17 protein-coding genes, 3 tRNA genes and 1 pseudogene are annotated in these 26,775 nt (G+C 42.8%); 20 read left to right on the top strand and 1 reads right to left on the bottom strand.

What is annotated here, in order from left to right; all coding sequences use genetic code 11:
* Nucleotide 1 precedes the first annotated feature (1 nt).
* The 20 genes from P7J58_RS06985 (at nucleotide 2) to P7J58_RS06890 (ending at nucleotide 25,425) form a co-directional block, all read left to right on the top strand.
* A tRNA-Phe gene (locus P7J58_RS06985) sits at nucleotides 2-68 on the top strand.
* Nucleotides 69-99: 31 nt separating this feature from the next.
* A tRNA-Ile gene (locus P7J58_RS06980) sits at nucleotides 100-173 on the top strand.
* Between the two features lie 12 nt (nucleotides 174-185).
* Nucleotides 186-273: transfer RNA gene (locus P7J58_RS06975), tRNA-Ser, on the top strand.
* Between the two features lie 59 nt (nucleotides 274-332).
* Nucleotides 333-1,169 carry a rod shape-determining protein MreC gene (gene mreC, locus P7J58_RS06970; RefSeq protein ID WP_408551801.1) on the top strand — a complete coding sequence of 279 codons (837 nt, stop codon included), beginning with the start codon at nucleotides 333-335 and terminating at the stop codon, nucleotides 1,167-1,169.
* Nucleotides 1,159-1,674 carry a rod shape-determining protein MreD gene (mreD, locus tag P7J58_RS06965; protein WP_029186667.1) on the top strand — a complete coding sequence of 172 codons (516 nt, stop codon included), beginning with the start codon at nucleotides 1,159-1,161 and terminating at the stop codon, nucleotides 1,672-1,674. Before mreC ends, mreD begins: the two co-directional genes overlap by 11 nt.
* Before the next feature lie 84 nt (nucleotides 1,675-1,758).
* Complete coding sequence (gene pcsB, locus P7J58_RS06960; RefSeq protein ID WP_408555976.1) at nucleotides 1,759-3,000, top strand: peptidoglycan hydrolase PcsB; 1,242 nt, start codon at nucleotides 1,759-1,761, stop codon at nucleotides 2,998-3,000.
* A gap of 102 nt (nucleotides 3,001-3,102) precedes the next feature.
* Entirely contained in the window at nucleotides 3,103-4,071 is a 969-nt protein-coding gene (locus P7J58_RS06955; protein WP_002935337.1) for a ribose-phosphate diphosphokinase, read from the top strand.
* A gap of 86 nt (nucleotides 4,072-4,157) precedes the next feature.
* Entirely contained in the window at nucleotides 4,158-5,336 is a 1,179-nt protein-coding gene (locus P7J58_RS06950; RefSeq protein ID WP_029943138.1) for a pyridoxal phosphate-dependent aminotransferase, read from the top strand.
* The gene (recO, locus tag P7J58_RS06945) at nucleotides 5,323-6,105 is read left to right on the top strand and encodes a DNA repair protein RecO (RefSeq protein ID WP_029943139.1); all 783 of its coding nucleotides are present in this window, start codon (nucleotides 5,323-5,325) and stop codon (nucleotides 6,103-6,105) included. The genes P7J58_RS06950 and recO overlap by 14 nt, the downstream gene beginning before the upstream one ends.
* Nucleotides 6,102-7,109, top strand: a complete 1,008-nt coding sequence (plsX, locus tag P7J58_RS06940; protein WP_408555975.1) for a phosphate acyltransferase PlsX — start codon at nucleotides 6,102-6,104, stop codon at nucleotides 7,107-7,109. Before recO ends, plsX begins: the two co-directional genes overlap by 4 nt.
* The gene (locus P7J58_RS06935) at nucleotides 7,102-7,350 is read left to right on the top strand and encodes a phosphopantetheine-binding protein (RefSeq protein ID WP_029186656.1); all 249 of its coding nucleotides are present in this window, start codon (nucleotides 7,102-7,104) and stop codon (nucleotides 7,348-7,350) included. Before plsX ends, P7J58_RS06935 begins: the two co-directional genes overlap by 8 nt.
* 117 nt (nucleotides 7,351-7,467) lie before the next feature.
* On the top strand, nucleotides 7,468-8,175 hold the full coding sequence (gene purC, locus P7J58_RS06930; RefSeq protein ID WP_277942490.1) for a phosphoribosylaminoimidazolesuccinocarboxamide synthase: 708 nt from the start codon (nucleotides 7,468-7,470) through the stop codon (nucleotides 8,173-8,175).
* 11 nt (nucleotides 8,176-8,186) lie between these two features.
* A complete protein-coding gene (locus tag P7J58_RS06925; RefSeq protein WP_408555974.1) occupies nucleotides 8,187-11,906 on the top strand; it encodes a phosphoribosylformylglycinamidine synthase in 3,720 nt (1,239 codons plus the stop codon).
* A gap of 2 nt (nucleotides 11,907-11,908) precedes the next feature.
* Nucleotides 11,909-13,363 (top strand): amidophosphoribosyltransferase, encoded by a 1,455-nt coding sequence (gene purF / locus P7J58_RS06920; RefSeq protein ID WP_408555973.1) that lies wholly within the window; start codon nucleotides 11,909-11,911, stop codon nucleotides 13,361-13,363.
* A gap of 56 nt (nucleotides 13,364-13,419) precedes the next feature.
* On the top strand, nucleotides 13,420-14,442 hold the full coding sequence (gene purM / locus P7J58_RS06915; protein ID WP_408555972.1) for a phosphoribosylformylglycinamidine cyclo-ligase: 1,023 nt from the start codon (nucleotides 13,420-13,422) through the stop codon (nucleotides 14,440-14,442).
* The gene (purN, locus tag P7J58_RS06910; RefSeq protein ID WP_408555971.1) at nucleotides 14,439-14,990 is read left to right on the top strand and encodes a phosphoribosylglycinamide formyltransferase; all 552 of its coding nucleotides are present in this window, start codon (nucleotides 14,439-14,441) and stop codon (nucleotides 14,988-14,990) included. The genes purM and purN overlap by 4 nt, the downstream gene beginning before the upstream one ends.
* 9 nt (nucleotides 14,991-14,999) lie before the next feature.
* Nucleotides 15,000-16,547: a bifunctional phosphoribosylaminoimidazolecarboxamide formyltransferase/IMP cyclohydrolase gene (gene purH / locus P7J58_RS06905; RefSeq protein ID WP_408555970.1), complete on the top strand. Its 1,548-nt coding sequence runs from the start codon at nucleotides 15,000-15,002 to the stop codon at nucleotides 16,545-16,547.
* Between the two features lie 337 nt (nucleotides 16,548-16,884).
* Nucleotides 16,885-17,661 (top strand): ABC-2 family transporter protein, encoded by a 777-nt coding sequence (locus tag P7J58_RS06900; protein ID WP_099833044.1) that lies wholly within the window; start codon nucleotides 16,885-16,887, stop codon nucleotides 17,659-17,661.
* A gap of 35 nt (nucleotides 17,662-17,696) precedes the next feature.
* Nucleotides 17,697-18,449 (top strand): ABC transporter permease, encoded by a 753-nt coding sequence (locus P7J58_RS06895; protein WP_206597754.1) that lies wholly within the window; start codon nucleotides 17,697-17,699, stop codon nucleotides 18,447-18,449.
* 775 nt (nucleotides 18,450-19,224) lie between these two features.
* Entirely contained in the window at nucleotides 19,225-25,425 is a 6,201-nt protein-coding gene (locus tag P7J58_RS06890; RefSeq protein WP_408555969.1) for a ZmpA/ZmpB/ZmpC family metallo-endopeptidase, read from the top strand.
* 728 nt (nucleotides 25,426-26,153) lie between these two features.
* On the opposite strand, the pseudogene P7J58_RS06885 reads toward P7J58_RS06890, so the two are convergent.
* A pseudogene (locus tag P7J58_RS06885) lies at nucleotides 26,154-26,501 on the bottom strand (IS110 family transposase); the annotation flags it as partial.
* Between the last annotated feature and the right edge of the window lie 274 nt (nucleotides 26,502-26,775).

The following is a 26,775-nucleotide window of genomic DNA, read 5'->3' as shown; positions in this document are numbered from 1 at the left end:
GGTAGCTCAGTTGGTAGAGCAATGGATTGAAGCTCCATGTGTCGGCGGTTCGATTCCGTCTCGCGCCATTAATTTAACTTTGTCCAAGTTTATTATCTTGGGCGCGTAGCTCAGATGGTTAGAGCGCACGCCTGATAAGCGTGAGGTCGGTGGTTCGATTCCACTCGTGCCCATATTATATTGATGGAGAATTACTCAAGAGGCTGAAGAGGACGGTTTGCTAAATCGTTAGGTCGGGTAACTGGCGCAAGGGTTCGAATCCCTTATTCTCCGTAGTGAACGAGATTATCGCTTGATATTCTCGTTTTATTGTATCTTGGTGAGGGTCTATTATGAATAAATTTTCAAAATTAGTAGTAGTTGTTTCTATCTTTTTATTACTGTCATTTTCTCTTTTGTTTGTGACTTTCTCTAAGGAGTTACAGGTACCATATTTAAATAATATCGTTAGTGTTGTTGTAACGCCAATTCAATCGGTTATTTCAGTACCTACTAGATTTTTTTCTGAGCATAAAGATGTCTTGACAGATTTGATGAACGCTTACGAGGAAAATAAACAGTTAAAGGAAGCTATTATGAGCCTTGAAGGGATGGCTGCTGAAAATACTAGCTTGAAAGAAGAGAATGCATCGCTTCGTAGCAGTTTAGGTATGGTGTCTGATTTTCCAGAAAAACAACTTATTCCAGGATCAGTTTTAGTGAGGACTCCTTCATCGTGGTCGGAGCATATTTCAATTAATATTGGTGAGACTAGTGGTGTGACATCTAATGCACTTGTGGTTGCTAATGGTGGATTAGTTGGTATCGTGAGTTCATTGAGTTCAGATTCGGCGGTTGTTACCTTATTTACGAATTCGGATGAATTCACGAAGTTGCCTGTGAAAATTTCTGTTGATTCTAAAGAAATTTATGGTATTTTATCGGGCTATGATGCAGATACAAATAGTTTTATCATTAATCAGTTGAACTCAGCTGATGAAATTGCAGTGGGTAGCAATGTTGTAACGAGTGATTTGGCTGGTGCGACTCCGGCAAATGTCCAAATTGGTAAAGTTTTATCGGTTAAATCAAATAGTAACAGTTTAAATAGAGAAGTATATGTTGAGCCGACAGCTAGTTTTTCAAACATTTATTCGGTTTTAGTGGTAGGTCAAACAAATGCGCAATAAAATGATAGAAATATTTATGTTTCCCATCTTGTTCTTTATTTTATTACTTGATGGACAGATTTCAACGTTGGTAACAAATTGGTTGGTTGGATTATTTACTATTTCAAGTCATTTGGTACTTATGTTAGCTATTTTTTATGCTAACTATGTGTCTCTTGGTTTTTCATTATTCATATTTACTTTGCTAGGTTTGGTATATGATATTAGTTATCTTAATCTGATTGGTATTGCTACTACAACCCTTCCTTTAGTTTTGTATTGCATTTATTTCTTCTTCCAAAGTGCAGTCAGCAAGCGAGGAATCAATATTCTGATTTTACTAGTAGCTATTTTTCAATTTGAATTTATTAGTTATTCATTTGCTCGTATTTTTCATATAACAAACTTGTCTGTGTTTATCTTTGTTTTTAATAAATTACTTCCAAGTTTACTATTCAATTTGGCCTTATTTTTCGTACTACAGCCGTTATTTGAGCGTTTATTTGGAATAACAAACAAGACATAGAAATGTAATAATCGCGTAATATACTTTCGCGATTTTTTTGATAAAATGGTATAGTCAGAAAGAATAGAGGAGTTAGTTTAGCTTATGAAGAAGAAAATCTTAGCTACATTGTTGTTAAGTACAGTCGCTTTATCAAATGTACAATATATGACTGTAATTAACGCGAATGATGTAGATAGTCAGATTGCAGCAAAAAATCAACAGATTAGTGAATTGACAGCACAACAAGCTGAAGCTCAACAACAAGTTGATGCTATTCAAGGACAAGTTGATGCAATTGTTAGTGAACAGGCGAAATTAACAGAAGAAAATACTCGTTTGGAAGCAGAATCGCAGACATTGGCGGCAGATATTGAGCGTTTGTCAGCTGATATTGTGTCACGTGATGGTGCTTTAAAGGAGCAGGCGCGTAGTGCTCAAGTTGATGGCTCTGCTTCAAGCTATATTAATACAATTTTAGATTCAAAATCAATCGTTGATGCTGTTTCTCGTGTTAATGCAATGCGTGAGATTGTTTCAGCTAATAACCGTATGTTGGAACAACAAAAAGCTGATAAGGAAGCAATTGCTGAAAAACAAAAGGCAAACCAAGAGGCAATCACTACTTTGGCAGCTAATCGCCAAAAATTGGAAGATGACGCCCAAGTATTGCAAGTGCGTCAGGCTGAATTGGAAGCTGCTAAGTTAAATTTGGCTGTGCAGAAAGCTACTGCTGAAGATGAGAAAAATTCATTGTTGGCGCAAAAGGCAGCTGCAGAAGAAGCAGCTCGTCAAGCGGCGGCTCGTCAAGCGGAGTATCAAGCACAACAGGCAGCTCTAGCACAGCAACAAGTAGCCTCAGTATCAGCACCAGTCGTGTCAACGCCAGTAGAAACTACAGTGACTGAAACGGTTGCGACAGTATCACAATCTACACCAACGGTAAGCACACCTACAACGTCTATATCATCAGGTTCAGGTAGTTCAGCGGCAGCAAATAATGCGCGTTATGACGCTTCATCTTACCCAATTGGTGAGTGTACTTGGGGAGTTAAATCTCAACTTTCATGGGTTGGTCCTTACTGGGGAGATGCTAAACAGTGGTTAGCATCAGCACGTGCTGAAGGTTTTAGTACAGGTTCTACTCCACAAGTAGGTGCGATTGCTGTTTGGACAGGTGGTTATTATGGGCACGTAGCGGTTGTTACGGCTGTTCAATCTTCAACAAGTATCCAAGTTGTTGAATCAAACTACATGGGTCGTCGTTATATTGGTAACCACCGTGGTTGGTTTAATCCTACAACTACATCTGAAGGTGCAGTTTACTACATTTACCCTCCATATTAAGAAATTTTCAAATAGAGCGTGTGGATTTGCGCTCTATTTTTGTTTGAAAAATGAAGGAAAAAGGGTTAAAATAGTAAAGGTAGAAATATATAGGAGGCTGTCATGGCGTTTACTGACTTAAAATTGTTCGCTCTTTCGTCAAATCAGAAGTTAGCTGAACAGGTGTCGAAAAAAATAGGAATTCCTCTAGGAAAATCAAGTGTTCGTCAATTTTCAGATGGTGAGATTCAGGTAAATATTGAGGAATCCATTCGTGGAACTCACGTGTATATTCTTCAATCCACTAGCTCACCAGTTAATGATAATTTAATGGAGATTTTGATTATGGTCGATGCTCTTAAACGTGCATCCGCTGAATCAGTAAACGTTGTAATGCCTTACTATGGCTATGCACGTCAGGATCGTAAAGCTCGTGCTCGTGAGCCAATCACTTCAAAATTAGTTGCCAATATGTTACAAACAGCGGGAGTCAATCGTTTGTTGACAATTGATTTGCATGCTGCGCAGATTCAGGGATTCTTCGATATTCCTGTTGATCATTTGATGGGTGCTCCATTGATTGCGGATTATTTTGAGCGTCGTGGTATGGTAGGTGATGGCTATGTTGTTGTATCACCTGACCATGGTGGTGTGACACGTGCCCGTAAGTTAGCACAGTTCTTGAAGACACCGATTGCTATTATTGATAAACGCCGTAGTGTTGATAAGATGAATACATCAGAAGTGATGAACATTATTGGCGATATTAAGGATAAAACTTGTATCTTGATTGATGATATGATTGATACTGCGGGTACCATCTGTCATGCAGCGGATGCTTTGGCAGATGCAGGGGCAACAGCTGTTTATGCTTCATGTACGCACCCAGTATTGTCAGGACCTGCTATGGATAACATTAGTAAGTCAGCAATTAAGAAATTGGTTGTTCTTGATACAATTGAAATTGCAGAAGATCGCTTAATCGATAAAATCGAACATATTTCAACGGCAGAATTATTAGCGGAAGCGATTATTCGTATTCATGAAAAACGTCCTTTGTCTCCTTTGTTTGAGGCGAGTCGTGTTAAATAGGTATGAGAAGAGTCAAATGACTCTTCTTTTTTACATTTATTTTCAAAATGTATTATAATAGTTTTATATGTTTTTGAGGTGGCAGAATGGATTTATTAAATCGTTTTAATAAGAATTTGAATCGGATTGAGGTTTCGATGATTCGTCAGTTTGATCAGTCTATTTCGGATGTTCCCGGGATTTTGAAACTAACATTGGGAGAGCCTGATTTTACAACGCCTGACCATGTTAAAGAAGCGGCTAAGGCTGCTATCGATGCTAACAAGAGTTATTATACTGGAATGGCTGGTCTTTTGGAGTTGCGTCAGGCAGCAGCTGAGTTTGTGGCTGAAAAATATAATTTACACTACAATCCAGAAAATGAAATCCTCTCTACAATCGGTGCGACAGAAGCTCTGTCAGCGAGTTTAGTTGCTATTTTGGAGGCTGGGGATACAGTTCTTCTGCCTGCCCCTGCCTATCCTGGTTATGAGCCTATTGTTAATATGGTAGGAGCTGATGTTGTTGAAATCGATACGACAGCCAATCATTTCGTCTTGACGCCAGAGATGTTGGAAGAGGCGATTATTGAGCAAGGTGATAAGCTAAAAGCTGTCATTCTCAACTATCCTGCCAATCCAACGGGTGTGACCTACTCTCGTGAGCAAATTCGGGCCTTTGCAGATGTCTTGCGTAAGTATCCTGTCTTTGTCCTATCAGACGAGGTCTATGCGGAGTTGACCTACACTGGTCAGCCCCATACTTCAATTGCAGAGTTTTTGCCAGAGCAGACCATTTTGATTCAGGGCTTGTCCAAGTCCCATGCTATGACAGGCTGGCGGATTGGCTTGATTATGAGTCAGGCTCCGATTATCGCTCAAATCATCAAGAGCCACCAGTATCTTGTGACAGCGGCGTCAACTGCTATGCAGTATGGTGCGGTTGAGGCCTTGAAAAACGGTAAGGATGACGCTCTTCCGATGCGGGCGGAGTATGTCAAGCGTAGGGATTACATCATCGAGAAAATGACAGACTTGGGCTTTGAGATTATTAAGCCTGACGGTGCATTCTATATCTTTGCAAAAATTCCTGCGGGTTACAACCAAGATTCCTTTAGTTTCTTGCAGGACTTTGCGAGGAAGAAAGCAGTGGCCTTTATTCCAGGTGTGGCCTTTGGTCAGTATGGTGAGGGCTATGTGCGGATTTCCTATGCAGCAAGTATGGAGAAGATTCAAACAGCTATGGCTCGTTTGAAGAAATACCTAGAAGAAAATGGAACGAATTAAAACCAGGGGATTAGTCCTTTACAATCGGAATTTTCGAGAAGATGACAAGTTGGTCAAGATTTTTACGGAGAAGGCTGGCAAGCGAATGTTTTTCGTGAAACATGCTTCTAAGTCCAAGCTGGTTGCTGCTATTCAGCCTTTGACCTATGCCGATTTTATCGTCAAAATCAATGATGATGGGCTGTCTTATATTGAGGATTTTCATCAAGTCCAGCCTTTTAAGGCGATCAATGCTGATATTTTCAAACTCAGCTATGCGACCTATATCTTGGCCTTGGCAGATGCGGCCTTGCAGGATAAGGTTTATGATCCAGCTCTCTTTGCTTTTTTGGTCAAGACCTTGGACTTGATGGAGTCGGGTTTGGATTATGAAGTCTTGACCAATATCTTTGAAATTCAGCTCTTGGGACGTTTTGGGGTCAGTCTGAATTTTCATGAGTGTGCTTTTTGTCATCGGGTTGGTCTACCTTTTGATTATTCCTACAAGTACAGCGGTGTCCTGTGTCCGCAACACTATCAGGAAGATGACAGGCGGGCCTATCTGGATCCCAATGTTCCTTATTTGCTTAATCAATTTCAGGCTATTTCCTTTGATGAGCTGGAAAACATCTCCATCAAGCCTGAGATGAAACGAAAATTACGTCTTTTTATTGACCAGCTGTACGAGGAATATGTGGGGATTCACTTGAAATCCAAGAAATTTATAGATGATTTGTCTTCTTGGGGGCAGATTATGAAACCAAGAACAGAAAATGAGGAAACAGAATGAAACGTATTGCAGTAGATGCTATGGGTGGGGACCATGCCCCTCAGGCAGTGGTAGAAGGTGTCAATCAAGCCTTGGCTGCCTTTCCAGATATTGAGATTCAACTTTATGGTGATGAGGCAAAAATCAAGCAGTATTTGACAGTGACAGAGCGTGTCAGCATTGTCCATACGACGGAGAAAATCAATTCAGATGATGAGCCTGTCAAGGCTATTCGTCGTAAGAAAGAGGCTTCTATGGTCCTAGCGACCAAGGCTGTCAAGGATGGTCAAGCAGATGCGGTCTTGTCGGCAGGAAATACAGGTGCTCTTTTGGCGGCAGGCGTCTTTGTCGTCGGTCGCATCAAGAACATCGACCGTCCTGGTTTGATGTCCACTTTACCGACTATGGACGGTAAGGGATTTGATATGATGGACCTGGGGGCAAATGCTGAAAATACAGCTCATCACCTCTATCAGTATGGTATTCTTGGCTCATTTTACGCGGAGCACGTGCGTGGTGTCAAACAACCTCGTGTGGGACTTTTGAACAACGGTACGGAAGATACCAAGGGTACGCCAGTTCACCAAGAAGCCTATAAACTCTTGGCGGAAGACAAGTCGATTAACTTTATCGGAAATGTGGAGGCGCGTGAGTTGCTCAACAGCGTGGCGGATGTGATCGTGACGGACGGTTTCACGGGAAACGCTGTGTTGAAAACAGTTGAAGGGACTGCAAAATCCATCGTCGGTCAGTTGACGGGCTCAATCAAGAATGGCGGTCTGCGTGCTAAATTGGGCGGTCTCTTGGTTAAACCAACCTTGAAAAAGGCGCTTGGTGCTATGGACTATAAGAAGGCTGGTGGTGCTGTCTTGCTCGGACTGAAGGCTCCTGTTATCAAGGCTCACGGGTCTAGCGATGCCCAGTCAATTTTCTATACCATCAAGCAGACGCGTTCCATTTTGGAGGCTGGCATTGTCGAAAAATCGGTTGCCAAATTTTCAGTAGTGGAGGAGAGTCATGACTAGAGAACAGGTCTATCAGCGGGTTGTTGAATTGATTCAGGATGAGAAGGGTGAAGACTTCCACGTTCAACCTGAGTCTACTTTGGCCGATAATATTGCAGCAGATTCGGTGGAAATCATGGAATTTGTCCTGACCTTAGAGGATGAGTTCGGAGTAGATGTGCCGGATGCGGCCATTGAACGCTTTGAAACCCTATCTGATATTGTGGATTTTATTTATGAAGAATTACAAAAACGTTCGTAGTTTACGGGCGTTTTTCTTTTTATTCGATATTATTTTAGATTTTTGTTTGTTAACACGAATATTGTGTGATAGAATAAACGAAAAGACTAGAATATTTTATGAAAGACGAACATTCTCATGAAAACAGACCTTCTTTATTCAGGAAAAGCCAAAGACATCTACGCTACGGCTGACAGTGACCAGATTGTTGCGGTTTACAAGGACCAGGCAACGGCTTTTAATGGTGGCAAGAAAGAACAGATTACTGGCAAGGGGCGACTCAATAATCTGATTTCATCTTTGATTTTTGAAAAGTTGAATGAAGCTGGAGTCAAGACGCATTTTATCAAGCGTTTGTCGGATACGGAGCAGTTGAATAAGAAGGTGGAGATTATTCCTCTTGAGGTTGTTTTGCGAAATGTGACAGCTGGGTCTTTCTCAAAACGCTTCGGTGTGGAGGAAGGGATAGTCTTACCTACTCCTATCGTGGAATTTTACTATAAAAAAGATGAGTTGGACGATCCTTTTATCAACGATGAACACATTACCTTTCTAGAACTGGCTAGTCAGGACCAAATCGCCTATATCAAGGAAGAAACACGTCGTATCAATGGGTTCTTGAAGGACTTGTTTGCTCAGATTGGGCTGACTTTGGTGGATTTCAAACTAGAATTTGGGGTCGACTCGTCTGGTCAGATTTTATTGGCGGATGAGTTTTCTCCTGATAATTGTCGTTTGTGGGATGCGGATGGCAACCATCTGGACAAGGATGTTTTCCGTCGGGGTCTCGGGGAGTTGACCGAGGTTTACGAGGTCGTATTGGCAAAGTTACAAGAAGTGAGATAAGGATTGGAAAAATGGCGAAGCGGATTTTTGTTGAGAAGAAGGCGGATTTTCAGATTAAGGCGGAGGCTCTTCGCAAGGAGTTGACTCATAATTTGCAGTTGACAAGTTTGACGAGTGTACGTCTGGTGCAGGTTTATGATGTCTTTCATTTGGAGGAGGACTTGCTGGAGCAAGCTATTAAGCATATCTTTACCGAGCAGGTGACGGACAAGGTCTTGTCGGAAGCGGAGCTGGGCTTGGAAGGGGCTGTTTATTTTGCGATTGAGGCCCTTCCTGGGCAGTTTGACCAGCGGGCTGCCAGCAGTCAGGAGGCCCTTCTCTTATTGGGCAGTCGTCAGGAGGTGCGTGTCAATACAGGTCAACTCTATATTTTGAACGGTGATGTGCAGGAAGAAGAATTAGTTGCCATCAAGAATTATTTGCTGAATCCTGTGGATTCGCGATTTAAGGATATGGATGCTCCTTTGGTGGCTCAGGAGTTTTCGGTGTCAGATACCGTCATTCCAAGCTTGGACTTTTTTGATAGCTACGGGGCAGAGGAATTTGCGTCTTACAAGCGTGAGGCTGGTTTGGCTATGGAAGTGGAAGACCTGCTCTTCATTCAGGATTATTTCAAGTCAATCGGTCGAGTGCCAACCGAAACAGAGCTCAAGGTTTTGGATACCTATTGGAGTGACCACTGCCGTCATACGACTTTTGAAACAGAACTGAGGTCTATTGACTTTTCAGCTTCAAAATTCCAAAAGCAACTGCAGGCGACTTATGACAAGTATCTGGCTATGCGAACAGAGTTAGGTCGGACAGACAAACCTCAGACGCTTATGGATATGGCGACCATTTTTGGTCGTTATGAGCGTGCAAATGGTCGTCTGGATGATATGGAAGTGTCGGATGAAATCAATGCCTGCTCGGTGGAGATTGAAGTGGATGTGGAAGGCGTGAAAGAGCCATGGCTCCTCATGTTCAAGAATGAAACCCACAATCACCCAACAGAAATCGAGCCTTTTGGTGGAGCCGCAACCTGTATCGGTGGAGCCATTCGTGATCCTTTGTCAGGTCGTTCTTATGTTTATCAAGCCATGCGGATTTCAGGTGCGGGCGATATTACCCAACCTCTGACAGCTACTCGCTCAGGGAAATTGCCACAGCAAATCATTTCTAAAACAGCGGCACATGGTTATTCTTCATACGGTAACCAAATCGGTCTTGCGACCACCTATGTACGTGAATACTTCCACCCAGGATTTGTCGCTAAACGCATGGAGTTGGGTGCCGTAGTCGGTGCAGCTCCAAAGGAAAATGTGGTCCGTGAAAAACCAGTCGCAGGCGATGTGGTCATCTTGTTAGGAGGCAAAACAGGTCGCGATGGTATTGGTGGGGCAACAGGCTCGTCCAAGGTACAGACAGTCGAGTCTGTGGAAACAGCTGGTGCGGAAGTCCAAAAAGGAAATGCTATTGAAGAACGCAAAATCCAACGCTTGTTCTGCAATGGTGACGTGACTCGCTTGATCAAAAAATCAAATGACTTTGGTGCAGGAGGTGTCTGCGTAGCTATTGGTGAGCTGGCAGATGGTCTTGAAATCGACTTGGATAAGGTTCCACTCAAGTACGCAGGCTTGAACGGAACAGAAATTGCTATTTCAGAGTCGCAGGAGCGGATGAGTGTCGTTGTCCGTCCAGAGGACGTAGACACCTTCATCGCAGCATGCCGTCAGGAAAATATCCATGCGGTTGTCGTGGCTAAAGTCACTGAAAAACCAAACCTAGTCATGACCTGGAATGGGCAAGCCATTGTTGATTTGGAGCGTTCCTTCCTAGATACCAATGGTGTGCGCGTAGTCGTCGATGCCAAGGTAGTTGACAGTGCTGTCAACTTGCCAGAAACACGTAGAACTTCCGCTGAAACGCTACAGGAGGACTTGAAAGACCTTCTTTCAGACCTCAACCATGCTAGTCAGAAAGGTTTGCAGACGATTTTTGACTCATCTGTTGGTCGTTCAACCGTCAACCACCCACTCGGAGGTCGCCAACAGCTGACACCGACAGAAAGTTCTGTACAGAAACTACCTGTCCAACATGGTGTTACGACGACGGCTTCTGTCATGGCTCAGGGCTATCATCCCTATCTGGCAGACTGGTCACCTTACCACGGGGCTGCCTATGCGGTCATCGAAGCGACAGCTCGCTTGGTGGCAACAGGCGCCAACTGGTCCAAGGCTCGCTTCTCCTATCAAGAATACTTCCAACGCATGGACAAGCAGGCAGAGCGTTTTGGTCAGCCGGTGGCAGCACTTCTAGGCTCTATCGAGGCTCAGATTCAGCTTGGTTTGCCGTCTATTGGTGGCAAGGACTCCATGTCTGGCACCTTTGAGGACTTGACAGTTCCGCCAACCCTGGTTGCCTTTGGTGTTACCACGGCTGATAGTCGCAAGGTCCTCTCGCCTGAGTTCAAGGCGGCTGGCGAGTACATTTACTACTTACCAGGTCAGATTTTGTCCGAAGATATTGATTTTGCCCTTATGAAGTCTAATTTTGAGGCTTTTGAAAAATGGCAGAGCGATTATGCGATTACGGCTGCTAGTGCAGTCAAGTACGGAGGTGTCTTAGAAAGTCTAGCCCTCATGTCCTTTGGAAACCAGATTGGAGCAAGAGCCGAGCTTGCAGACCTTGAAACTAGCTTGACAGGTCAGCTTGGCGGCTTTGTCTTCACATCGACAGAAGACATTCCAGATGCTGTGAAAATTGGGCAAACCACTGCTGACTTTACACTCCTTGTCAACGGTGTCAACCTAGCTGGACAGGACTTGCAAGCAGCCTTTGAAGGTAAGTTAGAAGAAGTTTACCCAACAGAATTTGAACAGGCTACAGACTTACAGGATGTTCCTGCAATTACCAGTTCAGCAGTTATACAAGCCAAGGAAAGAGTTGATGTTCCGCTTGTTTACATCCCAGTCTTTCCAGGAACCAACTCAGAATATGACTCAGCCAAGGCCTTTGAACAGGCTGGTGCAAAAGTCAATCTTGTTCCATTTGTGACCTTGGATGCAGAGAGCATTGAAAACTCGGTTGACACTATGGTTGACAATATTGCTAAGGCGAATATTCTATTCTTTGCAGGTGGGTTCTCCGCTGCGGATGAGCCAGACGGGTCTGCTAAGTTTATCGTGACTATCTTACGAAACGCCAAGGTCCGCTCTGCTATTGACAACTTTATCGAAAAAGGTGGCCTCATCATCGGTATCTGCAATGGCTTCCAGGCCCTTGTCAAATCGGGCTTGCTACCGTATGGAAACTTTGAGGAGGCGGGAGAAACCAGTCCAACCCTCTTCTATAACGATGCCAACCAGCACGTTGCCAAAATGGTGGAAACGCGGATTGCCAATGTCAACTCACCGTGGTTGGCGGGTGTTCAAGTCGGTGACATTCACGCTATCCCAGTTTCACACGGGGAAGGAAAATTCGTGGTGACGGATGAAGAATTCGCTGTCTTGCGAGATAATGGTCAGATTTTCAGCCAATACGTTGACTTTACTGGTCAGCCAAGCATGGATTCTAAGTACAATCCAAATGGTTCTAGCCATGCTATTGAAGGAATCACCAGTCGCAATGGTCAGATTATCGGGAAAATGGGGCATTCGGAGCGTTACGAGGACGGTCTTTTCCAAAACATTCCAGGTAAGAAAGACCAAGAACTCTTTGTTTCAGCGGTTCGCTATTTTACAGGAAAATAAATATGACATACGAAGTTAAATCACTCAATGAAGAATGCGGTGTTTTCGGTATTTGGGGACATCCGCAGGCTGCTCAGGTTACTTATTTTGGGCTCCATAGTTTGCAGCACCGTGGACAAGAAGGGGCAGGGATTTTAGCCAATGATGGTGGGCATTTACGTCGCCATCGCGGAACAGGCCTGATTGCAGAAGTCTTCAAAAATCCAGCAGATTTAGAAGCCTTGACTGGAAGGGCTGCCATTGGTCACGTCCGCTATGCAACTTCTGGCTCTGCTTCTATCAATAATATCCAGCCCTTCCTCTTTGATTTTGCAGATATGCAGGTGGGTTTGGCACACAATGGGAATTTGACCAATGCGGTCAGTTTGAAGGCTGAACTTGAAAAAAATGGTTCTATTTTCTCTTCTTCTTCTGACACTGAAATTCTCATGCACTTGATTCGCCGCAGTCACAATCCAGACTTCATGGGCAAAATCAAGGAAGCTCTCAATACTGTTAAAGGTGGATTTGCCTACCTGATTATGCTGGAAGACAAGCTGGTCGCAGCTCTGGATCCAAATGGCTTCCGACCACTTTCAATAGGCAAAATGAAAAATGGAGCCTGGGTTGTTGCTAGTGAAACCTGTTCTTTTGAAGTAGTGGGTGCTGACTGGGTGCGAGATGTGGAGCCAGGTGAGATTGTTATCATCGATGATAGTGGCGTTCACTATGACCGTTATACGACCGATACGCAACTGGCTGTTTGCTCCATGGAGTATGTCTATTTTGCTCGTCCAGATTCGGTAATTCACGGGGTCAATGTCCACACGGCTCGTAAAAATATGGGACGTCGTTTGGCCCAGGAATTTCAACAGGAAGCAGACATTGTCGTTGGTGTGCCCAACTCCTCCCTATCTGCTGCTATGGGATTTGCAGAAGAGTCTGGCTTGCCAAATGAAATGGGGCTGATCAAAAACCAGTATACTCAGCGGACCTTTATTCAACCAACCCAGGAATTGCGGGAGCAGGGTGTGCGCATGAAGTTGTCAGCCGTTTCAAGTGTTGTCAAAGGTAAGCGCGTGGTCATGATTGACGACTCTATTGTTCGCGGTACAACTAGCCGCCGCATTGTCCAACTTCTTCGTGATGCAGGGGCAAAAGAAGTCCATGTGGCTATCGGCAGCCCAGAACTCAAGTACCCGTGTTTCTATGGAATTGATATTCAGACCCGTCGGGAGCTGATTTCAGCCAACCACACTGCTGAGGAAGTTTGTGAGATTATCGGGGCAGACAGTCTGACCTATCTTTCTCTTGAGGGGATGATTGAAGCCATCGGCATCGAAACAGACGCGCCAAAAGGCGGGCTCTGTGTGGCCTACTTTGATGGAGAATTTCCAACGCCTCTCTATGACTATGAGGAAGAATACCTCCGTAGCCTAGAAGAGAGAACGAGTTTCTACATTGAAAATGTCAAGTAAGTGACAGAGGTATCAAGGTTACTTGACAGACCTGTAAACTGTTGAAAGGAATCAAAATGACAAATAAAAATGCCTACGCCCAATCGGGCGTTGACGTCGAAGCGGGATATGAAGTTGTCGAACGCATCAAGAAGCACGTAGCTCGGACAGAACGCTTGGGTGTGATGGGAGCTCTCGGTGGTTTTGGCGGGATGTTTGATCTAACTAAACTGGATGTCAAAGAGCCAGTCTTGGTATCAGGAACAGACGGCGTCGGCACCAAGCTCATGTTGGCTATTCAGTACGACAAGCACGACACGATTGGCCAGGATTGCGTGGCCATGTGTGTCAACGACATCATCGCAGCAGGTGCGGAGCCGCTTTACTTCCTCGATTACATCGCGACAGGAAAAAATGAACCAGCCAAGCTGGAGCAGGTAGTAGCCGGTGTGGCAGAAGGCTGTGTCCAAGCTGGTTGCGGCCTGATTGGCGGTGAAACGGCTGAAATGCCTGGTATGTACGGCGAGGATGACTATGACCTGGCTGGCTTTGCCGTCGGCATTGCGGAGAAGTCCCAGATTATCGACGGCAGTAAGGTCCAGGAGGGCGACATTCTCCTCGGCCTAGCTTCCAGCGGCATCCACTCCAATGGCTATTCCCTGGTCCGTCGTGTTTTTGCAGATGTTTCTGGCGACGCTCTGTTGCCAGAGCTCAATGGCAGAGCTCTAAAGGATGTTCTCTTAGAGCCGACCCGCATCTATGTCCAGCAGGTCTTGCCTCTGGTAAAAGCAGGGCTGATCAATGGTATTGCCCATATCACAGGCGGTGGTTTCATCGAAAATATTCCCCGTATGTTTGCTGATAATCTTGCAGCTGAGATTGAAGAAGACAAGATTCCAGTTCTCCCAATCTTTACGGCCCTTGAAAAATACGGCCACATCAAACATGAAGAAATGTTTGAAATTTTCAATATGGGAATCGGATTGGTCCTGGCTGTCAGTCCTGATAAGGTCGCTCAAGTGTGCGATTTGGTAGATGAAGAAGTCTATGAAATTGGCCGCATCATCGCTAAGAAAGACAAGAGTGTGGTCATCAAATGAAACGAATAGCAGTGTTTGCATCAGGCAAGGGATCCAATTTCCAAGTCATTGCAGAGCAGTTTGAAGTAGCCTTTGTGTTTTCAGACCGTAGAAATGCCTATGTCTTGGAACGAGCTGAAAAACTAGATGTACCAACCTTTGCTTTTGAATTAAAAGAGTTTGCAGATAAGCAGGCTTACGAAGAAGCTATTATCCAACTCTTAGACAAGCACCAGATTGACTTGGTGGTCTTGGCAGGCTATATGAAGATTGTGGGACCAACCCTGCTGGATCAGTATGAAGGTCGGATCATCAATATCCACCCCGCCTACTTGCCTGAATTTCCAGGAGCTCATGGAATTGAAGATGCCTGGCAGGCAGGAGTATCTGAAAGTGGCGTAACAGTCCACTGGGTTGACAGCGGCGTCGACACAGGACAAATTATCAAACAAGTCCGTGTGTCCCGACAGGCTGATGATACCCTGGAAACCTTTGAAGCAAGAATACATGAAGTAGAGTACCAACTCTATCCAGCAGTCTTGGAGGAGTTAGGGGCAGTGAGAAAATAAGGAGAAATCATGACAAAACGTGCGTTAATTAGCGTATCCGACAAGGCGGGCATTGTGGAGTTTGCCCAGGAATTGACCAAACTTGGTTGGGAAATCATCTCGACAGGAGGCACAAAGGTTGCCTTGGATCAGGCAGGCGTAACCACTATCGCCATTGACGATGTGACTGGTTTTCCAGAGATGATGGACGGTCGTGTTAAGACACTTCATCCGAAAATCCATGGTGGGCTTTTAGCGCGACGTGACACAGAAAGTCACTTGCAGGCTGCTAAAGACCATGAAATCGACTTGATTGACTTGGTGGTGGTCAACCTCTACCCCTTCAAAGAGACCATCTTGCGTCCAGACGTGACCTACGACTTGGCGGTGGAGAACATCGATATCGGCGGGCCGTCCATGCTCCGTTCAGCAGCCAAGAACCACGCCAGCGTGACAGTTGTAGTGGATCCGGCGGATTATCCGACTGTTTTAGGAGAAATAGCAGAGCAGGGGGAGACGACCTACTCAACGCGTCAACGATTGGCTGCCAAGGTCTTCCGACACACCGCAGCCTACGATGCCTTGATTGCAGATTACTTTACCAAGCAAGTAGGCGAAGATAAGCCTGAAAAATTAACGATTACTTATGATCTTAATCAGCCTATGCGTTACGGAGAAAATCCTCAGCAACATGCGGATTTTTACCAAAATGCCCTTCCGACAGCTTACTCGATTGCAGCTGCTAAACAACTAAACGGTAAGGAGTTGTCTTTCAACAACATTCGGGATGCGGATGCAGCTATCCGGATTATTCGTGATTTCAAGAACCGTCCAACTGTTGTGGCTCTCAAACACATGAACCCTTGTGGTATCGGGCAGGCAGAGACTATTGAGCAGGCTTGGGATTATGCCTATGAGGCTGACCCAGTATCGATTTTCGGAGGCATTGTCGTGCTGAACAGGGAAGTAGATGCTGCGACGGCTGAAAAGATGCACCCGATTTTCTTAGAAATTATCATCGCACCGAGTTACTCGGCAGAAGCGTTAGCTATTTTGACCAATAAAAAGAAAAATCTTCGGATCTTGGAGTTGGCCTTTGACGCACAGGATGCTAGCGAAGTGGAAAAAGAGTTCACAGGCGTTGTCGGCGGACTCTTGGTGCAGGATCAGGACGTGGTGGTGGAGAGCCCAGCGGACTGGCAGGTGGTGACCGAGCGTCAACCGTCCGAGCAAGAGTGGGCGGCTATGGAGTTCGCCTGGAAGTCCTCCAAGTATGTCAAGTCCAACGGCATCATCATCACCAATGACAAGATGACCTTGGGCGTGGGGCCGGGACAAACCAACCGTGTGGCGTCTGTCCGTATCGCCATCGAGCAAGCCAAGGACCGTTTGGATGGAGCCGTTTTGGCGTCAGATGCCTTCTTCCCATTTGCTGATAACGTGGAAGAAATTGCAGCCGCAGGTATCAAGGCTATCATCCAGCCAGGTGGCTCTGTCCGCGACCAAGACTCCATTGACATGGCCAATAAATACGGCTTGACCATGGTCTTTACAGGAGTCAGACATTTTAGACATTGAGAGACTATATCTAGAGACTGGGAAAAACTGAGATAGGATTCCTTCTAATGAGCATGAATCTTACGAAATTGGCTAAGAAATTAGTCCAAGAGAGTATAAACAGAAAGAAAAACACAGACAGTTTGGCTGAATTTCATCTGAAGCAGCTCAATTTGTCTGTGTATTTTTTAGTTATTGGCTAGTTTTTACCCAGCCTCGCTTCAATGACTGAAATGTTTATTGAAGAAGAGAAATTAGATTTACTTCAAGAGTTTGTCAAAGACCAAAAAATCAGAGATTATCATATTACAGATCCAAGTTTAGCGGATATATTATTATTGGATAAGGAGACATCAAGGTGAATGTATTAGCTTATACAATAGCAGAATTTAGGAGACGAAAATCATATAGGGTGAGTACTATTTTGACAATTCTTGGTGCCTTTTTGGTTGTAGCCATTCAGATTTCGGTTTGGACCAGTGTAGTCACTGAAAACACATCATCTCAACTCGTTCTATATGCAGTAATTTCTAGGATGATGTTCATTCTTTTTCCAGATCATCGTACCGCCTCCATTATTTCAGAGATGATTCAAAAAGGTGATACGGCAGTCTATTTTTTAAGACCCCATAGTTTTATGGGGATGCATTTTTTTAGACAAGTAGGTTCATTTGTTTATGATTTGATTTTTGTAGTCACTCCCTTGACGTTTGCTCTTGTCTTTTATTCATTCGTTACAGGAATATCTCTTGTTCCTGAAATGGTGCTATCATTTATCATGTCGGCTCTATTAGGTCTATTGATTTCGTTTTTATTTGGCTATCTCTTAGGGCTTTTATCTATCCGTTTTAATCAGATTTTAGGTGTTTTAGAATTTTACGATGCCTTGTTGATGCTTTTTGGTGGATCAGTATTACCTATTAGCTTTTTTCCAGAAATGTTGCAAAAACTTATTGTTTTAACTCCTTTCTATGCTATGTTATCAGTTCCTTCATCTATTTTATCGGCTTTATTACCAGCTCAATATGTTTTACAACAATTGTGCTTACAGATGTTTTGGGTTCTCCTTCTGGCTTTATTTATTTCTATGTATCAGAAGAAGCTATTTAAAGTGATGAACTATTATGGAGGTTAGTGATGACAAGATATTTTTACTTGTATATTCATTTTATGAAACTTCAATGGAAGAGGTATATCCAATATAGAGAAGATGCCGTCATTGGAATAATAGGCTATAGCGTGAACACTGTTATCTCAATCTATGTTTTAAAAGTATTTTTAGATAATCTATCAAATTTTCCTGGATGGTCTACAAATGAGTTAGTACTCTTGTTTGGATTTGTAACAATGGCCAGAGCTGGCTGGAATTTCATTTTCATCAACACCTTATTTATTGGAGATTATGTCAGAGAAGGAACATTTGATGTCTTATTACTTAGGCCAGTAAACACCCTATTACTCATCATTTTTTCAAAGATAGATTTTGAAAGTATTGGCGAATTTTGTATTGGTCTGATAATATTTTGGATGGCACTGCTTACAGAATTTGAAACGTTATCGGCTTGGTTTATACTGAAAATCATCCTTTTACTAATAGGTAGTATTTTATGTTACGCAGCAATCCACCTCTTCGTTAACTCATTAACATTTTTTATCAAAGATGTGTATTCCATTAACTTTATTGTTTGGAGACTGGATGAAACAACTCGCTATCCAAATAGTATTTATCCTAGCTGGTTATCAATATTATTATGGTTCATTCCATATGCATTTATTGGATATTTCCCACTGATGTCAATAACAAAATCATTACCTCTCTTAGCAGATTTAGGGACTATTTCTGCTGGCTATATCATCTTTTTACTTGTTTATAAGATTATTTGGAAATTTAGTATTAGTCGTTATCATAGTTATAGGCAGTAAATTTAGGGATTTATTTTGGAATCGGAGAAAATAAGAATAACATAATGATTTATGACTATCTGTGTTGCAACATTCCTCAGATTCTAGTATAATGGTGCGTGAAACCAGAAGTCGACAGATAGCTATTCAGTCGGTCTTTTATTGCTTTGATGCATGAAGATTTCCAGCGGAGTTTTCAGTTTACCAGCTATCAAGCTAAAAGACTAGGAACAGTTAGCTACGACTCTAGCCAGTGAGATAGGTTTTGTTTATTTTTGCTGTGCTTGCAAGAGGATTCTATATCATATCCCATGTGTAGCGAGATCAACAAGATTTTTGAAACTGTGGAAGGGGGAATGTACCATCTAACAAAAAGGTGTGTGAATTGTCAGTCAGTAGTTGGTATTATTGCGATACAATCGCTATACTGAGATTTGGCATAGATTTTGAGAATAGGTACTGGGAGCTACATCTGGTCTTGAAATAGGAACTGATGGTATAAAGGTAAATTGGAACTCTGTAATCTTTTAATATTGGATTAGAGAGATTTTTTAATATGCGTATTATAGTCCTTCAGTTTTACTTTAATAGTTTAGCCAAGTGCTAGCTCAACTGCCAACCATCTTTCGTCCAAGGTGGACTACTGAAACAAACTGACCACTTAATCAAAATCAGACTAGCTTTCACAGAGGAAATTTGGGATGGCTTGCACGCAATTCCTTTCTTTTTTCTAAATGCACGTGAGGTCGAAAATGTTTGCTTTTGATTTTTCTATAAAATATTAAGGAAGTATTATATGAAACAAAATTCTGGACAGACCGTCCATCGCTTTTCTTTGAGAAAAACATCGTTTGGACTAGTATCTGCTACCATTGCTAGTCTTTTCATGCTGTTTTCATTTTCTTCAGAAAGACAGGTATTTGCTGAAGATAGTGCCAAAACAGTGCATTATCGCTATGTTGCAGAAGATGAATTAACAGCTTCAGAAAAGCAATTAATCGTAAATGAATTACCGAAATTAGTAGAAGAAAGTGACAATACCTATTACTTGATTTATAAGCCCAAGCAGTCAGTATCGGGAGAAATATTGCCCGCTACTGGAGATGAATGGTTGGGGCAAGTAACAGGAGCACTTGTTGGAGCAGGGGTGCTGATTTTGGCTATCCGTAAAGGTCGTAAGGGGAAAAAAGAGTTTGCGGGATTGTTCATTTTAGGGGCGACAGGCTCATTGTTATTAGCACCTCCCGCCTTTTCTTTAACCAATCAAGCCTTGGCTCGCTTTAATCAGGAATTATCTATCAGTGTAGGTGAACAATTGCCAGAACCGATGGCTATTGAGGGCTATAGATATATTGGTTACATAAAGGAAGGTAAGAGTGATGAAATAGCAAAACCGATTCATCCTAACTCTGAGTTACCTAGTACAGACAATGTTATCAATCCGACTAAACCAAGTTTGGCCGTTGAGCATGTAGATAGTGTTCAAACTGAACCCGTCGCCTATGAGATCCAAGAGGTTCCTAATAACGAACTCCTAGCAGGTGAGACCGTTGTCAGCCAAGAAGGCGTAGAGGGTGTACGTACCATTGTCACCCGTAGCTATACTGTCGACGGTCAGGTTGTTAAGACTGAGGAAATTTCGAATACGATAACGACCCCAGCTACTCCAAAAATCGTTCAAGTCGGTACTAAGGTTGTAGAGGAGGTTCCCAAGGATGCTCCAAGCCATGAACTGCCAAGCCTAGATATTGTGGAAAGTGATACAAGCTATACTGAACCCGTCGCTTATGAAACCCAAGAAGTTCCGAATAGCGAACTCCTAGCCGGTGAGATGGTTGTCAGCCAAGAAGGCGTTGACGGCGAGCGTACCATTGTCACCCGTAGCTATACTGTTGATGGTCAGGTTGTTAAGACCGAGGAAATTTCGAACACGATAACGACCCCAGCTACTCCAAGAATCGTTCAAGTCGGTACTAAGGTCGTAGAGGAAGTTCCAAAGGATGCCCCAAGCCATGAACTGCCAAGCCTAGATATTGTGGAAAGTGATACAAGCTATACTGAAGCCGTCGCTTATGATACCCTTGAGATCCCTAATAGCGAACTCCTAGCCGGTGAGACAGTTGTCAGCCAAGAAGGCGTTGACGGCGAGCGTACCATTGTCACCCGTAGCTATACTGTTGATGGTCAGGTTGTTAAGACCGAGGAAATTTCGAATACGATAACGACCCCAGCTACTCCAAGAATCGTTCAAGTCGGTACTAAGGTCGTAGAGGAGGTTCCGAAGGATGCTCCAAGCCATGAACTGCCAAGCCTAGATATTGTGGAAAGTGATACGACCCGTACCGAATCCGTCGCCTATGAGATCCAAGAGGTTCCCAATAATGAACTCCTAGCAGGTGAGACGGTTGTCAGCCAAGAAGGCGTAGATGGCGTACGTACCATTGTCACCCGCAGCTATATTGTTGATGGTCAGGTTGTTAAGACTGAGGAAGTTTCGAATACGATAACGACCCCAGCCACTCCAAAAATCGTTCAAGTCGGTACTAAGGTCGTAGAGGAAGTTCCAAAGGATGCTCCAAGCTATGAACTGCCAAGCCTAGATATTGTAGAACGTGACACGACCCGTACCGAACCCGTCGCCTATGAAACCCAGGAAGTTCCGAATAGCGAACTCCTAGCAGGTGAGACGGTTGTCAGCCAAGAAGGCGTAGATGGCGTACGTACCATTGTCACCCGCAGCTATATTATTGATGGTAAGGTTGTTAAGACCAAAGAAATTTCGAATGAAATTACTACAGATCCAAGACCAAAGATTGTCCAAGTCGGTACTAAGGTAAAAGAAATACCAACAATTACAATCACTTCTATCGCAAAAGATGAAAATGCAAAATCGGCAGAGGCTAGTTTTGAATTATCAGATAGAACTCAATCATACATTTCAGCGGTTGCTCAGCTCTATCAGGGAGACCAGCTTGTAAGAGAAATTCCAATTGCAGATGTGACTGCACCTCTCGCATTGACAGGTTTGGATTACTATACAGACTATACTCTAAAAACAATTGTTACCTATAACGTAGGCAAGGGTCCAGAGACAAAACTGCAAGAAAGTACACAAGATTTCCGCTTGGATTATAAGAAGATTGAAATTAAGGATATCGACCAAGTGGAGTTATATGGTCTTGACAATGGTCATTATCGCCGTCAATTGTCATTAACTAGCGAATCGGTCAATTTGGACAACTACTTTGTAAAAATTAAATCAGATCGTTTCAAAGAATTACTTCTTCCAATCTCTAAAATTGAAGAAGTAGAGATAGATGGTCAAACCAAGTATAAATTGACTGTTGAAACTGATGAACTGGTTCAGGATACAGGAAAACAATACGATAAAAATTATAGTTTTTATGTGGACCAGCGAGTAGAAAGCCAGAACGGTGTATACACTTCTTTCAAAGAATTGTTAACAGCAATAGAAGCCAACCCAGCAGGAACCTACACACTTGGTGCAGATATGACTGCTGACGAAGTTGACTTGGCTACAGATGCACTCTCTTATGTCACATCTACCTTTACAGGTCGTTTGAATGGTACTCATAATGGCAAATCGTACGCTATCTATAACCTTATTCAGCCACTATTTAATGTCATCAATAATGCAACTATTGAGAATGTAGACTTGATTGATGTTGCGATTACTTCTAAGACAGAAAAAGTCGGTGCACTTGCTAAAACAGCAACTGGAAGTCAGATAAGGAACGTTTCGGTAGAAGGTAGTCTTTCAGCTCCTACAAGTATCGGAGGGCTTGTCTATCTCGCAAATGGTGCAACTAAGATTACGAATAGTTCCTTTAAAGGTCAGCTTGTAGCAATAGGAACCAATTCAGGTGGTTCAAATATCGGAGGAATTGCAGGCTGGGCACAGGACAACCATACTACGCTCAGTCAAGTACAAGCTGATGTAGCCATAACTCTCTCTGCTAAGAATAATAACTACCGAGCAGGAGCTTTAGTAGGACATGTTCAAAATAGTGCTCGTTTACAAGACGGAGTAGCCAAGGGAACACTTGTCAATTTGACAACAGCTGGTCAGGTCGGCGGAGTAGTTGGTTCAACCTGGAGTTCTGGAGTTGTAAATAATGTTGTCAGCACTGTGCAGGTAACCAATGGTGATCAAGTTCATGGAGATACCGCCTATGGTTCGGCCCCTATTACCAATACATTTGTTACTGGTTCGGCTAGCGGAGCTGCAGATAAGTGGAGTACTCAAATTTCTGAAACTGAAGCGGCAAGTAAAATTGCAGCCATGGGAATTACTGCTACGGTAGCAGATAGTCTGAACAACCAAGCTAAGAATTTGTATAGTGTGGATTATAGCTTGCTAGATAAAGCAACTCCTGAACGTGCTATAGCCTATGCTAACATGGAAAAACTGTTACCATTCTATAATAAAGAATATATTGTTTACCTTGCAAATAAGATTGCTTTGACAGATAAATTAGCTCAAACGAGATTGTTAGATGTTGTTCCAATGGTTGGCAATCAAATTGTAACAGATCCAAATAGTCAGAAACGCGCTATTAATCGTATCATGCTTCACTACGCTGACAATACGGTTGCTTATTTGGATGTTGCTTTCAAGGAAGATTTTGTAAATAACCATGTATCTGATTACACAATTGTAGGAACGGATTTACTCTATACTCCAGAAACATTTTTATCAAACTACGACGGAATGGTTTATCGCCTTACAAATGATATTTCAAGTTTGGTATTTAACTCAGATAAAGTGAAAGCGGTGTTGGGAATTGTAGAGCCTACGACACCACCAACAGAAAACGAGTTGAAGAACTGGGCATCGGATTTGGGAGTTCCATCAACTACTGAACAAAAACCATTGTGGGCACTGTATTTGGAAGATAGTTTCAATAGTGTGCGGGATCATCTTGCGGAAGATTTACGGAAAGTGTTGGCTTCTGATAAAGCTATCAATAGCCTAGGTGCATCGGTTGAGAATTATCTAGTTCAGAAGATTTCTCAAAATAAAGAAGCATTGGTGCTGGGTCTTGCATATCTGAAACGTTGGTATAATATTGATTTCGGCGATTTAAATACTCGAGATTTGACAGTCTTTAAACAAGACTTCTTTGGTAATCAGGCAACTTCTACACTGGATGTTATTATTGCTTTAGGGAATTCAGGTTATGACAATCTTCGTCCAAAGAATAACGTTCAGACCTATGCTAATTCTTTACAGTTGGCCAAAGGAAAAGCTACTCTATTTGATTATCTTTCAAGTTATCGCCAATTGTTTGTACCAAACAAAACAAATAATGAATGGTTGAAAGATACAAGTAAGGCCTATATTGTAGAAATGGCTTCAAATGTTGAAGAGGCTGCTAAGAAGCAAGCACAAGCAACACCGGATAGTCGCTACGCACTAGGAGTCTACGACCGCATCACCAAGGCGAGCTGGGGACATCAAAACATGCTCTTACCTCTTCTGACTCTCCCAGATGAAAGTATGTATATCATTTCTACCATGTCAACACTATCGTTTGGGGCTTACGATCGTTACTTGTATGATTCCGCTTCAAATGGTATGAAATTTGAAGAGTATATGCATCAGATTGTTGATAGAGCAGCTGTTTGGCAACGAGATCATTTTGATTATTGGTATAGCATTTTGACAGAGGAATCACGTGAAAAACTATTCCAGTCAGTCTTGAACTATGATGGATTTAATTTCCGTGACTCAGCAAGCCAGGCTACTTGGAAGAGTCTTCAAAATACGGAGCGTTCTTCTATTGCTAATTTCTTTGGTCCAGTAGGTAAATGGTATGCAGCGAATGGATCAGGTGCGTATGCAACAGGCTCATTGACGCATTTTGTTGTTGATAGAATGCTCGATCAATATGGCACTTCCGTCTTCACTCACGAAATGGTTCATAACTTTGATGGAGGAATTTATTTCGAAGGAAATGGTCGTCGTCAAGGTTTAGGTGCGGAACTATTTGCTCTTGGTCTTTTACAAGCTCCAAATGGTAATCAGGCACGTTCATTAGGAATTAATACTGTTTACTCTGGAAATGAAGACTCTATAACCCGCTATCATGCTGCTAACCCTGCACAGCGTTATAAAAATGTAGCAGATTTAAATACCTACGTTCACAATATGTTTGATGTCATCTATTTGCTAGACTATTTAGAAGCGAAGTCTGTTTTGAAGCAAAGCGATACTGTCAAGCAGAAATGGTATAGGGTCATTGATAATTATTATATCAAGGATAAAGAAAAGGATACGCATGCTGGAAATACAATCCGTCAGCTGACAATTGAGGAAGCTGCAAAACTGAATACCATCAATGATTTGGTTGACAACAGCATTATCAACCGTCGTGAATATTGGGACACGCATGCTGGCTTAACTCGTAATGGTTATTATACCGTAAGTCTCTTTTCTCCAGTTTATTCCGCTTTATCTAATCCAAATGGTTCTCCGGGAGATTTCATGTTCCGTCGTATGGCCTATGAATTGATGGCAGAAAAAGGTTACGTAGAAGGCTTCATTCCTTATGTATCTAACCAACTTGGTAAAGAAGCGGAAGCGGCTGGGGAACTTGTGTATGATGGTTGGTTTAGACGAAATGTTGGTCTCATCACTGACAACAGAGTCTTCAAGCACATTTTTAAAGATGAGTATGCTGATTGGGCAACATTTAAGAAAGCTATGTACCAAAATCGTATTAATCAACTTGACAACTTGGTTGACTTCACAATGACCTACGAATTGGATAAGCCAAACTCAACAAAACAAGTTATGATTAGCTCCTTTGCAGATTTAGAAAAGCTTATGGATGAAGCTGTGGCTCAAGATATGAAGAGCATTGATATTGTACTTGCACACAATGAGTCAAGTTGGGTCAATGTCCTCAAACAACGGATTTATAATGCTCTTTTGAGAAATACGGATGATTTCAGAACTTCTATTTTTAAATAGTATGAGAAGAAGGAGCGAACTGGTTATATGGTAAATGGTTCCGCCCCTATCGTTCTAGGACTGTAAAGTTATCTGTAAGTCGTTGCTTGCAAACCAAAACTCTAGATAACAGCATGCTGTCAAGTGGATATATCGTCATTTAGTTTTTCTTTTATTACTTCGACGACTGAAAAGCTCCATTGGAGGTTTTCAGCCTACCACCTGTCATTAAAAGAGTGGTAGTTTGAAACGTCGTTTCCTTATTTCCAAGTTCAAACACTCCATTGGAGTGTTTGAACTCGTCTTGCCGGATTTTGTAAAAGTGCCTTGCTTTGCAAGTATTATCTCCCACCTTGCACAGTCCATTGACTGTGCAAGCAATCTGGGGGATACGAATAGTCCAGTGGACTATTCGTACCTGAGCCTGAAAACAAAAAAGCGAAGTACATCAGCTGGCCACCTAGAAATAAAAAAGCATTGAGTTATGCCTGCGACTGTTGAAGCGAACTTGGTTCGCACTATCTCCAGCCTTCAAAGGTTCCCCCAAACCTTTGAAGCGAGTACTAAAAGTAAACTAAAAGACTATAAACATGACAAAAGCGGCTGTTCCAGTCACGACCTTGTCCCTACTTGTTTAGGAGGGATAAGGTCGTTTTTTAGAAAAAGGTTCCAGAGTCGACAGGACTTTGGAGCCTTTTTCAATACACCTTGTTATTGGGCGGTTACTCTCGATACACTGCGAATACCTAAAGCAGACCAATCCGTGTTAATTTGGCAATCCAGTGAGCATCCTTCTTGTCGGTTTTCTGACCTGGAATAGCCTTCATGTGGGCTGGTTGAGCGAGTATCAACTTGAAGTTATCACATAGAGCGTGCCAGACAGGTCGCCAATAAACACCTGTGCTTTCCATACCAACAGCTTCCACACGAAATTGACCGAGAAAATTGTGGCAAGCACGTAGGACTTTAGTCGTTGTATCAAATGTAGCCATCTCACGCTTTGGACGAGTTGAGGTGAGTGGTCCATGTAGGATACAGACGACAATATTGGCTTGATGGACATCAATACCTGCACAAGATTGATAGAGAACATCCATGACAATTCCCTCCTTCTAAAAATTAGAGAGCTTATCTACCGAATTTTAGTCGTATTTTTATACTCATGCCTATCGCATATTTTGGGGTGCTCGTCAGTAGAGTGGATCAGTTTTTCCCTCGATGACTAACATCATTAACTCGTCAACCACAAAAATTATAAGAAATATGTACCGCCTAACGAAGGTGAAGCCATCATGGCTGTCTTGCCCAGCCTCTTTTCCATTCCCGAACATTACTCGGCTTTTTCTATCAAAATCCGTCTGTTTTTGCTAT

The sequence above is a fragment of the Streptococcus suis genome, from assembly GCF_046032535.1.
GTDB classification, from domain to species: Bacteria; Bacillota; Bacilli; order Lactobacillales; family Streptococcaceae; genus Streptococcus; species Streptococcus suis_AK.
This window is presented reverse-complemented; position numbering and strand designations above follow the sequence as displayed.